A 14,768-nucleotide genomic window follows, 5' to 3' on the forward strand; every position below is an offset into this window, starting at 1 on the left:
CCCTTCACGGAATCAAGAGATAAGCGCGTCCACCGCCTGAAGCACCGCCCGGGTGGGGATCGCGGCCATTTCACCCCCTTTAGCCTTGGGTTTGAACACTTTTTGAGGCAAATCACCCTCTGGCGTGAGCACCACGGAGCGCTCATGACGGGCGCGCCAGTGGAAGGGATTGGTGGGACCAAACAGGGCAACTTGGGGCCGATGCTGGAGCGCGGCGAGATGCATGGCCATGCTGTCCACCCCCACGATCATCTGGCTTCCAGCAATGAGGGCCGCCATTTCCATGAGGGAGCAGGCCCCCGTGAGATCCACGACGGGGGTGTGCAGGGCGGTCTTCAAACGCTCCAGATGGTGCCGCTCCAACCCGTCCCCCGAACCGGTCAACAACACGTGCAGGCCGTGACGGTCATGCAAATGCGCCGCTACCTCAGCCCAGCGATCATCCAGCCAGAACTTCTCCTCCCGGGCGGTTCCAGGATGGATGATGGCGTAGCGGGCATCACGATGCACCCCCAAGCTGGCCAGGCGGCTCCGCATGTCATCCCGCAGCGCATGCGCCGTGACCAAGGCCGGCCCCGGATCGGGATGGGTCGCCGGGTCAGGGGCATGCTCGCCCAGCTGGCCGAGGAGCTCATTGACCAGGGCCAGATGAAAATCCACTGTGTGCAGATCCCTCACCGACGCCTCGCTCAAATGGGTGTAGGCCATGCGGCGAAGACGCCTCCCGGCAAACTTCGCATAGCCGAGCCGATGCACCGCCCGTGACAACTGGACAATCAAGGCTGCGCGATCAGTCCCGGTGAAATCCAACACCGCTTCCCACTCCCCAGCCAGGGCAGAGCCCCAAGTTTCAAGATTGGCTCTCCCCGCGCGATAGGGAATGATTCTGTCCACCCCAGGCACACACTCAGCCAGTGCGGTCACCTGCGTGGGCACCAGCAGCACAATTTCCGCATCGGGCCGGGCTGCCCGCAATGCCTGCACAGCGGGCGCGGTGAGGATGAAGTCACCGATGCGCTTGAGCTGAATCAAAAGATATCGTGCGGAAGACATGTGAGCGCGTGGCGAAGGCGCAATGCACCATAGAAGCGGGTTGGGAGAATTTCAGTTTCTACTTTCAAGTTTTGCGGACCAAACCGGGGTTTCCCGATTCCCTGTTCCTCGCTCCATCCCCCGACCGCCGGGGTGGCGGGCTCCAGCTTTTTTGACCACCGGGAACCCGAAATGACTCAACCAGAAGTCATTCAGTTGCCCTTCGCCCGGCAGCGCAGGGTTCAGCGCCGGATTTCTCCTGCGATCTCCTCGGTGTGGACAAACGCCTTCACCACATCAGGCGGCAGCGCCGTGTCCGCGGCGAGAGATCGTGGAACGGTCATCGTGGAATTGATCACGCGAGTTGCCCGCGAGTCAGGAGCCAGAATGCGAGCCCCGTGAAGTACGCCGGGCGTATGGCAAGGATCACCCGGAGCGGTCGAGCAGTTGTTCACCACGACCACCCGCGGCTGAAGTTCCTGCCAGTCTCTCAGGAGGGTGAGATGACCCTCCAGCAACTCAGCCTGACCTGACATCATGGGATTGTGCGCGGCCAGAAACTTCTGTGGCGTGAGCCCCAAGTCTGCGGCACAACGCGAGTAGTCAGCTATCTGAAACTCGCTGGGCACCGTGGTCGGCTCATACCCCAGCATCAGGAATGAGCGAACGGGCGCCCCGTCAAGATGGAGCCTCGTGGTGTTCTGTTGGTCAAACCGCCCCATGGAGACGTACTCCAGCGGGTCCCCAAACCGACGCTCGTACAGGTTTGAAAGCGCCTCCTTCAGTGCGACCATCAGACCGCGTAGCGTCACTGAGCCAGTGGACTGGGGAAATGCCACCACGCAAAAGCCTGGTTCATGGAAATCGCCCCTGAAGACCCGGTCTGCCACGGCCCGTGCGACTTCCGGAGTGATGGAAGCCGTTTCCAAGTCGATCCAGCAGCGAGATGACGAAAGGGGCGTGTTCACGCTTAACCCGCGGCGGCGGCCTCTGCACCGCTGGTGCCTTTTTCTTCAACTCGCGCGATCAGCCACAGGACATCAGAGAGGCGGTTCAAGTAGCGGACAATCTCCGCATTCGGCACCGCCTCTGGGGTCCCTTCCAGCAGTACCAGACAACGTTCTGCTCGTCGGCAAACGGTCCGGGCCACATCGGCATGCGCGCCGCCCAGCGACCCTGCCGCCCCTGGCAGCGCCCACCCATGAAACTTGAGAGCGCCCGCCATTTCCAGATCACTCACCAGCGCGTCCAGATAGTCCACGGAATCTGCATTCACCCGCTGTGGGTGGCTCGCCGCATAGCGCTCCTCCTCACCAGGCGGCGTGGCCAGCTCTCCCATTAGGGAAATCAAAGTGAGCTGCACCTTGTGCACCTCCCGCGTCGCATAGTCCGTCTTGCCCGTCACCCGCAGCAACCCCAGCGCGGCGTTCAGCTCATCCACACACCCGATGGCATCAATGCGCGGATAGCTCTTTTTAACACGACATCCAAACAGGAGGTCGGTTTCACCGGAGTCTCCACGGCGGGTGGTGATGGACATGGGGCAGGAAGGTTGAGGTGAGGATGCTTGGACTCCCCAAGTGATACTGCTTCCTATGCGAGGGACAAGGGAAAAGGGAAGAGGCAAAAGCCAGCCCTTATCCCTCTTCCCTTTCCCCTTGACCCTGAGCCTTAAGCCAACACCTCCCGAATCACCCGGCCATGCACATCCGTGAGCCGGTAGTCGCGGCCGCCGAAGCGGTAGCGGAGTTTTTCATGATCGAATCCGGCGAGGTGGAGCACGGTGGCCCAGAGGTCGTACACGCTGGTGACGTTTTCCACGGCGTGGTAGCCGAGTTCATCCGTGGCACCGTAGATGGTGCCGCCTTTGACCCCGCCGCCGGCCAGCCAGATGCTGAAGCCGTAAGGGTTGTGATCCCGGCCATCGCTGCCTTGGGAGAAGGGTGTGCGGCCAAACTCACCTGCCCAGATGATGAGCGTCTCTTCGAACAGCCCCCGGGATTTAAGATCCTTGATGAGACCGGCCAGTGGCTGGTCCACCTGATAGCCCATCGCCCCGTGGCCTTCAAAGATCTTGCCGTGCTGATCCCAAGGATTGGCAGCGTTGCCCGCACCAATGCCTTTGTTGAGGCAGGTGAGCTCAATGAACCTCACCCCGCGCTCCACCAGACGGCGGGCAAGAAGGCACTGCTTGGCATACCCGGCTTTTTCCTTGTCGGCGGAGTCGAGTCCGTACAGCTTTTTTGTCGCTTCGGACTCATCGGAAAGGTCGCACAGTCCGGGCACCGCACTCTGCATGCGATAGGCCATCTCATAGTTGCGGATGGCGGCCTCGACCTGCGCGTCCTGCTGGGTCGTTTCCAAGAACCGATGATCCAGCTTGCTGATCAGCCCCAGACGGCGGCGCTGGGCAGCATCAAGCTCCCGCGGCTTGACGTTGCTGAGGGGCTCGTCGGCATCAGGATTGATGAAGGAAGCCTGGTTCACCGCAGGCAGGAAGCCGCTGCCAAACAGGCCCACCCCACCGTGGGGCACATTGCCATGGCTGAGGACCACAAACCCCGGCAGGTCGTTGGCTTCACTGCCCAGCCCGTAGGTGAACCATGCGCCGGCACTGGGAAATCCGCTGAAGGGCTGGGTGCAATGAAAGAAGTAGTTGCCTTGGGCGTGCTCGTTCACCTTGCTGGTCATGGAGCGAATCACCGCCAGATCGTCCGCACACTCCCCGATGCAGGGGAACATGCTGCTCACCGGGATGCCGCTCTGGCCGTAGCGTTTGAACTCAAACGGGCTGGCCATGATGTTCCCGTTGTTGTTGAACATCGTGGGCTTCACCGGCACCGGCATGGGCTGGCCATGCCGCTTGGCGAGCTCCGGCTTCGGATCAAAGGAGTCCACATGCGAGACCCCGCCGCTCATGTAGGCAAAGATGATGCTCTTCACCTTGGGCCGATAGCCAGAAGGACGGGCAGCAAAGGGATCCGCCAGCCCTGCGTAACTGCGTTCCGCCATGAGCGCCGAAAGAGCCGTCATGCCAAACCCCGTGGAGGCACGGGCGAGCATCTGGCGTCGGGAGAAGAGTTGTGGGGACATCAGGGGTTAGAGGAGATGAGGGTTAAACCACAGAGGCACAGAGAACACAGAGGAATGAATGATTTGCCGTGCTATCTCAGATAAATGAACTCCTTCAGAGCGAACACCGCCTGCAAGTAGTCCTTCCACACCGCTTCAGTGTCCTCTCCAGCGAAGTAATCTTTGGCCACCTGCTGTTCCTCTGGCGTAGGGGGTCTGCCGAGAGCGGTCGCGTAAACGGTCGCCACCTTGGCTTCAAGCGTTGCTCCGGCTTCGGGACGGGCCATCTGACGGGACCAGACGAGGGCCAGATCAATGACGAAGCGGTCGTTCATCATGGTCAGGCTCTGAGCGGGGATGTTGGTGGCATCGCGCTGACCGCGCGTGGTGGTGGGCTTGGGCCGGTCAAACACCTCCAGGAAGGCATGGGGAGCGGTGCGGCGCTCGCGCAGGTAGAGGCTGCGACGCTTTTGGGCATCGCCCACCGGCTCGCCGTAAAGGGTTTCACTCAATGCTCCGGAAACGCGGAGCATGGCATCGCGGATCATTTCCGCCTCCAGACGACGAACCCTGGCGCGGCTGAACCACTGATTGGCGGCGTCTCGTTTCACGGTTTCCGCCGGGGCCTCGCTGCTCTGCTGCCAGGTCTGCGAGGCGAGGAGGAAGCGGATCATCTGTTTGACCGATCCGCCCTCTTCCTCGAACCGTGTCGCCAGATAGTCCAGAAGTTCCGGATGAGTCGGCTTGTCGCCGAGGCGGCCAAAGTTGTCCACCGTCCCCACGAGCCCCTGGCCGAAGAGCCAGTACCAGATGCGATTGACCATGACACGGTCCAGCAGCGGGTTCTCCTGGTTGGTCATGGCGGCGGCGAGTTGCCGACGACCGCTCCCCTGATCTTCGCAATTAGCACCTCCCAGGGCGCTCAGGAAACCACGGTGCACCAGGTCTGACGGCTTAAGGTGATCTCCACGAACCATCAAGGGGGCGTTGTAACCATCTGCCTCTACCGGCCCGGGAGCCCGCTGAGGAACGGGCACCTCCGCCTCCAGCTTGCGATACTGCCGCACCAGCTCCGCCAGTTTGGGGGAAGAGTCAGCCGTCACCGGCACCAGGCCACGACGAACGAAGTCATTCAGATAGGCCAGCTGCTCGGGACTGATGCGCCCCTCCTTCCAGGCGACGACGGCGTCTGCCAGAGACTTGCCCATGAGCTGAGCCAGCCCACGAGCATCGGCGGGAGCGGGGCTCCCTAAGATGCCCGTCAAAGCCAGGGGCAACTCCCGGGGCGGATCATTCACGCCCGGTTTGTTGAGGACGATTCCCGCCACGCCGAACCATGAACGGCCGTCATACTCTTTTGGCTTCTGCCCTTTTTTGGGAGCCTGAGTGGAAGGAGGTTGCGGGCGGGTGGAGTCATCCCTTGTGCCGAGTTCCACGTACGCCTGCGCCCCTTTCCGGTAGCTGGTGTCCAGTTTCAACCAGCGCAGGGGCTCCGCTGCCGGGCGATACTGCGGGTAGGTGTTATTGTTTCCTAGAGGGTAGTTGTCCACCATGACGCGAACACCTCCCCCTTCGTCACCCGTGAGCTGCAGGCTGAGGGCCTCAGTATCCATCTTGAAGAAGGGAGACACCAGCAGGCCCGCGTGGCGGGCGGACAAGAGGGAACTATACACCCCGGCAGGCAGCAACCCATCCACCACTGCATTCCCATCGGCCTGAACCATGAACTCCCCTGCACGCGCAGGCTGGGGCGGCAGGCCCGTCCCTTTGCGGAACCAGCGGGAGTAGTCCTCCCCTTTGGACACATCCCAGAGGGTGGTGAAATTCTCCGCATTGAAACGACGACGCTCATCCAGATCCCGCGACCAGGTGGCCGCGAAGTCGCCCCACACCTTGCTGAACGACTTCCCCTGGCGGTCCTTCAGCTTTGCCCAGGGATAGAGGGCATCGCTCGCATTCTTCGCCGCACTGGAGAGCGCATCCCTCCAGGCATTGCGGGTGGGATTCTCTTCATCCTCCTTCTCTGCAAGCTTGAGGGCCTTTGTAAGCCTCTCGAACTCCGACTTCTCCCTATCCGACATGGCTGCCAGAAGTTCCTGCTCTGGCACGGCAACGGTGCCCACTTGGAAAGAGGCAGCCACTTCTGCGGGAGACAAAGCCCGATCATAGAGGCGGGCTTCCTCGATCTCCCCAGCCAGCAGCGCGTTCCCACCGCCCAGATGTCTTCGCCCCAACAGAAGATGGGCACCGCCGGGACCATAGGTTTGAATCTCCTCTTCGGACTGATAGGGCTGGCCGTAGGGCACGCCGTTGCGATAGATGGCCACCACATTGTCCGCACTGTAGGTGATCGCGATGTGCACGAACTGGTCCTTGGGCGTCATCTCCACAGGACCGCCCACATCCTTGGTGCGACGGTGAAAGTCACTTCCCGAGATCCATTCCCGGGGCTCTTTCTCACCGAAGACGATCCCATCAAACACATCCCCTCTTTCGGACTCAATCGACACCACTCCTCCGCCCCGCTGTTCGGTGTTGTCGAGCCGGACCCAGGCCTCCAGCGTCCTTGCCCGAATCGCCTTCCCCAGCGGGGCCGTTCTGACATAGGCGTCCTGCCCATTGAGCACGAGCCGACCGTTGCGCACCACTGCGCCGCCCACCAGTTCTCCATCCAGTCCGCCCATCTGGTCGCGGGCATCCCCTTCAAAGTTCCAACAGGCCATCGGGTCCGAGACTCGGGCATCCTTCACCACGCTCCCTTTTCGTGCCAGGGCGACGGCGCGGGCTCGTGATCTCAGATCCGCGAGCGACGCCTCCATTTCTCCTCGAACTCCAGCATTGCCTTCCAGACCAGCCGGATTGAGCAACTGGGCCGGCAGCGTCTCTGCCGACTTCAGCCACAGTCCCGCCAGCTCAGCCTTGATCTGGCCCTTCAGCCGGGTCAGCTCCTCGCGGTGCACATCGAGCTTGGCAGGAGGATCCAGCACCACCTGCGCCGGGCGTGTGCTGGCGAGGATGCCGTACAGAGCGTAAAAGTCTTTCTGGCTGATGGCATCAAACTTGTGATCGTGGCAGCGTGCACAACTCACGGTCAATCCCAGGAACGTCTTGGAGAGCACATCGATCTGGTTGTCCACCGTCTTCACCTGCTCATCCAGGGAGTCCACTGGCTGGAAGCCGTGCTCCATGAGCCGGAGATTGGCGGATCCCAGCAGGGCCTCGTTCACCCCCAGCGCTTCATTCCAGCGGGGTTTCAGGAGATCACCCGCAATGTGCTCCTGCACGAACTGGCGGTAGGGCAGGTCGGAGTTGAAGGCACGAACGAGATAGTCCCGGTACATCCAGGCACCCGGAATGGCCGGATCCCCCTCACTGCCATGGGTCTCGGCATAGCGCATGAGATCCATCCAGTGACGCGCCCAGGTTTCACCAAAGGTGGGGAGTTCCAGGTAATAATCAACCAGCCGGCCCCAGGCATCCGGCGAGGTGTCAGCCAGAAACTTCTCCACCTCCTCAGCCTTGGGAGGCAGACCCGTCAGGGCAAAGCTGAGCCGACGGATCAGCAGATGGCGGTCCGCGCTCGGCGCAGGCTGCAGCCCCTGCTCTGCCAGCCGGGCCTGGATGAAGCGGTCCACCGGATGCTCGGCCGTGCCGCTCGGCGGCACCACATTGTGGTTCACCGGCTGAAGGCTCCACCACTGCTTGCGCAGGGCAAAGATCTGGTCCCACGACACCGGTTGCGCCCCTTCCGCCACCGCAGGCTTGTCGCGAGGATCTGGCGCGCCCATGTTCACCCACTCCACAAAGTGTTTGAGGGCAGACGCATCCAGCTTGGCACCGTCTTTGGGCATGTGCAGGTCGGGATCCTTGTGGGTGTGCGCCAGCGTCTGAATCAAGAGGCTGTTTTGAGCATCACCGGGAATCAACGACGGGCCGTTCTCGCCGCCCTTGAGAAGACCGTCCCGTGAATCCACCACCAGCCCGCCCTTCTTCTTGCTGCCGGCGTGGCAGTCATAGCATTCCGCCACCAGCACCGGGCGAATGTGCGCTTCAAAATAGTCGCGCCCTTCCGGGGTGATCTCGGCAGCCCGGGCAGAGCCAACACCCAGCAAGTTGGGAAGAGAGGTCGCCAGAAGGACGGAGGCGATGGAAGTGACCTTGTTCATGGTTCTCCAGGTGAAGTACAGACTCCGGCTCAACCGAAATAGTTCAGTGCCGCCTCACGGGCGGCCTCCATCATGACGGCTCCAAACTCTGCGAACCGATGCGCGGGAATTCGGGCGGAAGGGCCTGCAATCGTAATCGCAGCCACCGGGTAACCATGGCGGTCCTTCACCGATGCCGCCACGCAGTGGATGCCTTCGAAATGCTCCCCCTCGTCCACCGCATAGCCTGCTGACTGAATTCTCCGGCACTCATCCTGGAGCCCCTTCTTGGTGGTGATACTGCGAACTGTGTGCCTCTCGAGTTTCAGTTCCTGGATGATCTTTGCCTGCTCCCCCGTCGGGAGACTCGCCAGCAGGGCCTTGCCGGGCGCGCAACAGTGCAAGGGCGGGCGGGAGCCGAGATCTACGATGTACTTGAACGGATGCGTGGAGGGCAACTGCTCCACCATGACGCTCTCGCTTCCGGCCAGACAACACAACTGCACCGTCTCACCCGTACGGCGAAGCACCTCACGCATCGGGGCCATACAGCACTCCACCAAGGCCCGCCCCTCGTGCTTGGGCTGGGCGAGCAGGAGCAGCTTTCGCGTCAAACTGAAGCGACGCGACGGCTCCTCTCGCCGCACATAGCCGGACTCTTCCAGGACTCCGGTCAGACGGAAAATGGAGGCGGGAGAGAGACTGAGCGCGCTGCTAAGTTCTGAGAGCGTGGCCCCTTCCTCCCGGCAGGCCAGAAACTCCAGAATGTTCAGCCCCCGTTGCAGCGCAGGAGCTTGAGATTCTGATCCTGCCGGCTCAAGGGCAGAAACTTCCTCCGACCCGCGAGTGGAGGAGCGGGAGGCTGCTGGGGTAGAGCGGGTTCCGTTTTTCATAGACGTAAATCATTACGCAGATGAAAAACCGATCTTTCAAGCTTAAAACTCCTCAATCAAATGGACCCAGGTTCGCTTTGATCCCCGGCGGCAGCGTGGCATCTTGTATTCCCCTACAAAAAAACACCCCTGCAATTGCCATGGACCACCTTGAAGTGACGGTCACTCCGACCTATCTCGCGCCATCGGAAGCCGACGACTTGTTTCACGCCCTCACGACCCAGATCATCTGGGACGAGCGCATGAAGTCCCGGAAGACAGCCTGCTTTGGCCAGACCTACGACGACTCCGGCATCGCCTATGAAGAGGTGCTCATGCACCCTCTCCTGGCGCTCCTCTGCCAGAAGCTAACCGCGACACTCGGTTTCGCCCCGACGAACTGTCTCATCAATTACTACGAGAATGGACGCTCCAGCATGGGGTTTCACTCTGACGCCACCTACAATCTCGCTGCAGGCACCGGAGTGGCGATCATTTCACTTGGAGCCGAACGTGTCCTGACCTTCCGCAGCAAAACAACGCCCCATCTGGAACATGCGTTCTCGTTGCCATCGGGCTCACTGCTCTACATGACGCAGGCCACCCAGGACCACTGGATGCACGCGGTCAAGAAGACCGACACTGATGATGCCCGCATCAGCCTGACCTTCCGCCACATCCTGAAGCCCGCTGAGCTGGCAGCGAGGCAAACGGCAGCCAGATAATCAGGAAACAACTTCCATCACCTCATTTCACAAAAAAAATGCCGGCGGACATCCATCCGCCGGCATCCACGAAATTTCTCCGGCCAGAACGCGCTACTTCCTGCCGCTCACCAGGCGGAAGCCCAGGAGCAGGATCAAGGAGCCAATGATGGCGATGCCCAGGCTGCGGAAGTCAAAGGCGTTGACGTCGCCCCACCCAAAGAGGGTCGAGCCCAGCCAGCCGCCGACGATGCCGCCGGCAATCCCCAGCACGGAGGTGAGAATACAGCCGCCCTTTTGATCGCCCGGCATGATGAGCTTGGCGAGTGCGCCTGCGATGAGGCCGAGAATGATCCAGGAAAGAATGCCCATATAGGTGTGCAGTTAGAGGTTATGCTTGTTTGGTTGGATGTGGTTTCACTGATTGATCCAAGCCACTGGCGTCCGAACCGGCGGCTCTGGAAATGATTGCGCCATGCAACTTCTGATATCGTTTTTCCCCAAGCGTTCATTCATTTGTCGCTCGGGACACCCAGTTCAGAGGGTGTTTCTGGGCACGCTGAGGAAAGCCGCCGCTGTGAGCACCAGGAAGACGAAGCAGAGGATTTTTGCCACCCACGCTGCTGCTCCGGCGATGCCAGCAAAGCCGATCACCGCGGCGACGACCGCGATGATCAGGAAAAGCAGGGCGTAGGGGAGCATGGGGAATAGATGAGGTAAGCTGTGTTTCATGGCTGTCCGAGGGAGTGAGAGTTTAAGATGCGACCTCTTAACTTGGGACGTCCATTCTGGAGGAAGGGGTACTGGGCGCCCCAATGCCGGGGGTCGGGGTTGGCTTAAATGCGGGATCTGCCGCCTCATGATTGATGCCGGGCGTGAACCAGCCGCCGTTGGCGATGTAACTCAGGTCCTTGTCGTCTTGGAACGCCTGCTCTAGCAGGTGCTGCAGAATTTCAGCCACTTCACCCAGCTTTAAGCAGCGGGCAAAGGCCCTGGCCGTGCCAAAACCCGCGATTTCATAGTGGGCGATGCGTTGCGCATTGGAGATGAGCGAGGCATCAAGCGTTGCGGAGTCACCCCAATCTGAAGAAGTGTCCTTGGCCTCACGAACCAGACCCTTCATCGCCTCACAAGTCACCCCTTCGGCGGACACTTCGAGGATTCGGCAAGCGTGAGCCACCTCTTCAGCGGTGCTCAGCACTCTGTCCGAGATTTCACTCAGCTTGTCCTTCAGATGCGAGGAAGTTGCTTTCGCCACCATCTCCGGAAGCTGCGAGCCGTATTGCTTTTCAGCATCATGCAAGTCACGCAGTTGTTCGCACAACAGGTCCTTCAGATTGAAGAAGGGCCGGGAAATCTGGATGGGAGTCATGTTGAGGTGGATCAAAAGGGTTTTGACTCCCTAAGGCGCATTCCTCGTGCCACCCACCTAACTCGAAATGCAACTCGTTCATTATGAGCATGAAACACATCTCCACACTTCAACGACACTACACTCAACGCCCAAAATTCAGACACGATTTTGCAAGATCCCCTGCCCTCCGCGATGCTTTTTGCAAGGCGAGGAAAACACCGCTTGCAGGATCAGGGTAGCAGGCGTGACACTCACCTGGGTCTCATGCGGTTTCAAAGACAGCCAACCAAGGGTTTTATCGCCTTCGTCGCGGGTGCGATGGCGGTCACCTCCCTCATCTTCACGGCCGTCACTTGGTCCAAGATGAATGCCAGCATCGATGCGAGCCAGCATGCGATGCTCATGAAGGCCGGATGGGAACGCACTTTTTCCGCCATCAAGGACGCCGAGACAGGTCAAAGGGGATTTCAGATCACCGGAGATGAAACTTACCTAGAGCCCTTCCAGAGGAGTGTGGTGGCCGTCCCCAGAGATCTGGATGAACTGGTGGCGGCGGATCAAACGGAGTCAGTCTCCAGCGGCGACGTGAGCAGCATCCGTCGCCTGGTGGATGAGATGTTTGCGGAACTGCGGGAAGCGATCAGTATCCGCAAGCGGGAAGGCCCTGGGCCAGCCCAGGAGTTCATCTCCGCGGGCAGGGGAAAGCGCATCATGGATGAACTCCGCGGGCGGGTCGAGGCGGTAACATCCCGACTGGATGGGATCATCGTTCAAAAAAACGCCGTAATGCGGCAAGATCAGAAGTGGGGACTGATCAGCGCCACCGGCTCCGGGGTGGTCGCACTGGGAGCGGGTGCTCTGGCGTTGATGCTTTTCCGGGAATCTCTCAAACAACTGCGGCGGGAAGAGCGGCTGGCCGCCGCGAAAGTGCGGGCCGAGCAATCCGAAAAGGAGAAGAGCATCTTCCTCGCCACGATGAGCCACGAGATCCGCACGCCCATGAACGCGATTCTCGGTTTCAGCGAACTGCTGGCCAATGAGGCGAAGTCTGACCAGGAGAAGCGGCATGCGGAAACCATCTTGGTCAGCGGGCGGGCCCTGCTGCAAATCATCAATGACATCCTGGACCTCTCCAAGATCGAGGCGGGCATGCTCCAAATTTCCTCGGACCCTTGTGATGTGCGGGACGTGGTGCGCTTCGTTCAGCAGATGTTTGCCCGGCAGGCCATTGAACGCGGCCTGGAACTGCACGCCGAGATCTCCCCAAATGTGCCCAACTCCCTGCTGATCGACAGCATCCGGCTCCGGCAGATCCTGGTGAATGTGGTGGGGAACTCGCTCAAGTTCACCGAACGTGGCGGAGTGACGGTGCGCCTGCACGGCGAGCGAGACACCCAACACCGCAGCCGCATGCTGCTGACGGTGGAAGTGGAGGATACCGGCGTCGGCATCCCTCGCGAGATGCAAGCGGAAGTCTTCCGACCCTTCGTTCAAGTGAACGGAGGAACAAAGTCCCAAACCCGCGGCACCGGGCTGGGGCTGGCCATTGTGAAACGGCTGTCCGATCTGATGGGAGGCCGCATCCTTCTGGACAGCCAGCCGGGTCGCGGCACGATCTTCCGCTTTGAGTTCCCCCATGTGGAGATCTCGGCGCGCCTTCCCGAGAGCCAGACCAAGGAGCACCTCGCGGTGGATTTCAACAAGCTGAAGCCCTCCAAAATCCTGGCGGTGGATGACAATCCTACGAACCGCAGCCTGGTCGCGGATATCTTCGCCAGCACCCACCACAAGATCCTCCTCGCCTCCAGCGGAGCAGAGGCGATCAAGACGGCCGCGGCCGAGAAGCCAGATGTGGTGCTGATGGACATCCGCATGCCAGAAATGGATGGTCGAGAGGCCATGCGACTCATCCGCCAGCAACCTGACCTGGAACTGCTGCCCCTGGTGGCAGTCACAGCCTCAAGCCTGTCGCATGAAGAGCAGGCCCTCCGCCGCTCATTCGACGGGTACATCCGCAAGCCCTTCTCCCTTGCAGAGCTCTACCGTGAGCTGGCGCAGTTCATCCCGCAACACACCACCATGGATTCCATCCTGGGCGTCGCAGAGGTGGCCAAGCCTGCTTCAGATGAGATTGCCGCGCGCTGGCGGGAGTTGCTGCCACGCTTGAAGGAGCTGGAAAAGAATGTGTGGCCCGGCGTCATGCAAGGCATGGCGATGTCTGATGTTCAAAGTTTTTCCAACCAGCTTGCAGGTCTCGCACGATCTTCCTCATGTCCCCCGCTGGAACTCTATGCTCAGAAGTTGATGGAAGCCGCCGAGGCCTTTGCCCTGGCTGCGCTGGAAAATCAGCTTGGGCAATTTCCGACCCTTACCGCCCAATTGACCTCAGCATCCGTATCTGACTCCGACTCCGCCTCTCCAGCATGACCCCCACAGTCTTTAAGGACACCATCCTGATCATCGACGACCAGGAACAAAATCTTCAAATCGTAGGAACCATCCTTTCCATGATGGACTACGACATCATTCCTGCGCTGAGTGGGGAGCAAGCTTTCAAGCGCTTGGGCGTACGCAAGCCCGATCTGATCCTGCTGGACGTGATGATGCCGGAAATGGACGGTTTGGAGGTGTGCCGCCGCTTGCAGGCCAACCCTGACTGGTCTGGCATCCCGGTCATCTTCCTCTCCGCCGCCGACGATAAGAACCTCATCGTGCAGGCGCTGGAAACCGGGGGCGTGGATTATGTGACGAAGCCCTTCAACCGGGCGGAACTTCTCTCCCGTGTGCGCACCCATCTGGCGCTTAAACACGCCCGAGACGATTTGCGCCTGCTGGCAGAGGACAAGGACGAACTGCTGGGCATCCTGGCCCACGACTTAAAGAACCACCTCGCGGGCATGAAGCTGAGCACGAAGCTGCTTCAAGACCGCGTGTCTGAACTGCCGCCCCGCAGCGCCCGGCTGGTGGACAACATCCATGATTCCACGGAGCGCATGCTCGTGTTCGTGAAGGAATTCCTCGCCAACCAGCTGGCAGAGAACCTGAAGGTGGATCCGACGCCGATCGACCTGAAAGAGATTCTCACCTCCGTGGGAGCCCGGCACGAACCGATCGCCGCCGCCAAGCAGATTAATATTGTGCTCGAGCTGGCTCAACGCCCTGTGATGATCAAGGGTGACCACGAAATGCTTGAGCAAGCGATGGAGAACGTGGTCTCCAATGCCATCAAATTCTCCCCAATGGGGACCACGGTCACCCTCAGAGCCATGACGGGAACCACTGGATTCGCCGTGTGCGAAGTGGCCGACCAAGGACCCGGCTTCACCGAGGAGGACATGTCCCGCATGTTCCGGCGCTATGGCCGGCTCAGCGCCCGGCCCACCGGCGGAGAGCCTTCCACAGGGTTGGGACTTTCCATCGTGAAACGCCTCATCGAACGCATGGGCGGCACGATCCGAATGATCAGCGGCCCCGGGGAAGGGGCCGTGTTTTCCCTCCAGCTGCCGCTGGCTATTCCTGAAACCTTGGAGCAAACTCCGGAACCCCCATCGCCCGCCGCCAACCTGACCCGATAAAAAGCAGAGAGACA

Annotated in this window: 12 protein-coding genes; 3 read left to right on the plus strand and 9 right to left on the minus strand. The window is 60.6% G+C overall.

What is annotated here, in order from left to right; genetic code table 11:
• Positions 1 to 12: 12 nt before the first annotated feature.
• From BV106_RS29790 to BV106_RS29820, 6 genes are all read right to left on the minus strand, one after another.
• A complete protein-coding gene (locus BV106_RS29790; protein WP_081892432.1) occupies positions 13 to 1,053 on the minus strand; it encodes a glycosyltransferase family 9 protein in 1,041 nt (346 codons plus the stop codon).
• 221 nt (positions 1,054 to 1,274) lie between these two features.
• Positions 1,275 to 2,000 (minus strand): hypothetical protein, encoded by a 726-nt coding sequence (locus tag BV106_RS36465; RefSeq protein ID WP_265596211.1) that lies wholly within the window; start codon positions 1,998 to 2,000, stop codon positions 1,275 to 1,277.
• Between the two features lie 2 nt (positions 2,001 to 2,002).
• Complete coding sequence (locus BV106_RS29800) at positions 2,003 to 2,572, minus strand: cob(I)yrinic acid a,c-diamide adenosyltransferase (protein ID WP_038170924.1); 570 nt, start codon at positions 2,570 to 2,572, stop codon at positions 2,003 to 2,005.
• Positions 2,573 to 2,703: 131 nt separating this feature from the next.
• Positions 2,704 to 4,125, minus strand: coding sequence for a DUF1501 domain-containing protein (locus BV106_RS29805; protein ID WP_038170925.1), 1,422 nt, complete (start codon positions 4,123 to 4,125; stop codon positions 2,704 to 2,706).
• Between the two features lie 71 nt (positions 4,126 to 4,196).
• On the minus strand, positions 4,197 to 8,270 hold the full coding sequence (locus BV106_RS36470; protein WP_051946495.1) for a DUF1553 domain-containing protein: 4,074 nt from the start codon (positions 8,268 to 8,270) through the stop codon (positions 4,197 to 4,199).
• 29 nt (positions 8,271 to 8,299) lie between these two features.
• A complete protein-coding gene (locus BV106_RS29820; RefSeq protein WP_038170926.1) occupies positions 8,300 to 9,142 on the minus strand; it encodes an IclR family transcriptional regulator in 843 nt (280 codons plus the stop codon).
• A gap of 140 nt (positions 9,143 to 9,282) precedes the next feature.
• On the opposite strand from BV106_RS29820, the gene BV106_RS29825 reads away from it, so the two are divergent.
• Positions 9,283 to 9,846, plus strand: a complete 564-nt coding sequence (locus tag BV106_RS29825; protein WP_038170928.1) for an alpha-ketoglutarate-dependent dioxygenase AlkB — start codon at positions 9,283 to 9,285, stop codon at positions 9,844 to 9,846.
• A gap of 93 nt (positions 9,847 to 9,939) precedes the next feature.
• Here the strand turns inward: BV106_RS29825 and BV106_RS29830 are convergent, their stop codons facing one another.
• From BV106_RS29830 to BV106_RS29840, 3 genes are all read right to left on the minus strand, one after another.
• Positions 9,940 to 10,197: a GlsB/YeaQ/YmgE family stress response membrane protein gene (locus BV106_RS29830; RefSeq protein ID WP_038170930.1), complete on the minus strand. Its 258-nt coding sequence runs from the start codon at positions 10,195 to 10,197 to the stop codon at positions 9,940 to 9,942.
• Positions 10,198 to 10,362: 165 nt separating this feature from the next.
• The gene (locus tag BV106_RS37690; RefSeq protein ID WP_009963623.1) at positions 10,363 to 10,527 is read right to left on the minus strand and encodes a DUF1328 family protein; all 165 of its coding nucleotides are present in this window, start codon (positions 10,525 to 10,527) and stop codon (positions 10,363 to 10,365) included.
• A gap of 67 nt (positions 10,528 to 10,594) precedes the next feature.
• Positions 10,595 to 11,197, minus strand: a complete 603-nt coding sequence (locus BV106_RS29840) for a ferritin-like domain-containing protein (protein ID WP_051946497.1) — start codon at positions 11,195 to 11,197, stop codon at positions 10,595 to 10,597.
• Between the two features lie 246 nt (positions 11,198 to 11,443).
• On the opposite strand from BV106_RS29840, the gene BV106_RS29845 reads away from it, so the two are divergent.
• Complete coding sequence (locus BV106_RS29845) at positions 11,444 to 13,606, plus strand: ATP-binding protein (RefSeq protein WP_265596212.1); 2,163 nt, start codon at positions 11,444 to 11,446, stop codon at positions 13,604 to 13,606.
• Complete coding sequence (locus BV106_RS29850; RefSeq protein ID WP_038170933.1) at positions 13,603 to 14,754, plus strand: hybrid sensor histidine kinase/response regulator; 1,152 nt, start codon at positions 13,603 to 13,605, stop codon at positions 14,752 to 14,754. Before BV106_RS29845 ends, BV106_RS29850 begins: the two co-directional genes overlap by 4 nt.
• Positions 14,755 to 14,768: the final 14 nt, after the last annotated feature.

Origin of the sequence: Verrucomicrobium sp. BvORR106 (assembly GCF_000739655.1) — a bacterium.
In the GTDB taxonomy this organism is placed as follows: Bacteria; Verrucomicrobiota; Verrucomicrobiia; order Verrucomicrobiales; family Verrucomicrobiaceae; genus Verrucomicrobium.

Bases quoted from the DNA above. Each gene is read 5' to 3' on its own strand.
- BV106_RS29800 (WP_038170924.1), bottom strand. From the start codon at position 2,572: ATGTCCATCACCACCCGCCGTGGAGACTCCGGTGAAACCGACCTCCTG.
- BV106_RS29825 (WP_038170928.1), top strand. From the start codon at position 9,283: ATGGACCACCTTGAAGTGACGGTCACTCCGACCTATCTCGCGCCATCG.
- BV106_RS29805 (WP_038170925.1), bottom strand. From the start codon at position 4,125: ATGTCCCCACAACTCTTCTCCCGACGCCAGATGCTCGCCCGTGCCTCC.
- BV106_RS29845 (WP_265596212.1), top strand. From the start codon at position 11,444: ATGCGGTTTCAAAGACAGCCAACCAAGGGTTTTATCGCCTTCGTCGCG.
- BV106_RS29840 (WP_051946497.1), bottom strand. From the start codon at position 11,197: ATGACTCCCATCCAGATTTCCCGGCCCTTCTTCAATCTGAAGGACCTG.
- BV106_RS29830 (WP_038170930.1), bottom strand. From the start codon at position 10,197: ATGGGCATTCTTTCCTGGATCATTCTCGGCCTCATCGCAGGCGCACTC.
- BV106_RS36470 (WP_051946495.1), bottom strand. From the start codon at position 8,270: ATGAACAAGGTCACTTCCATCGCCTCCGTCCTTCTGGCGACCTCTCTT.
- BV106_RS29850 (WP_038170933.1), top strand. From the start codon at position 13,603: ATGACCCCCACAGTCTTTAAGGACACCATCCTGATCATCGACGACCAG.
- BV106_RS37690 (WP_009963623.1), bottom strand. From the start codon at position 10,527: ATGCTCCCCTACGCCCTGCTTTTCCTGATCATCGCGGTCGTCGCCGCG.
- BV106_RS29820 (WP_038170926.1), bottom strand. From the start codon at position 9,142: ATGAAAAACGGAACCCGCTCTACCCCAGCAGCCTCCCGCTCCTCCACT.
- BV106_RS29790 (WP_081892432.1), bottom strand. From the start codon at position 1,053: ATGTCTTCCGCACGATATCTTTTGATTCAGCTCAAGCGCATCGGTGAC.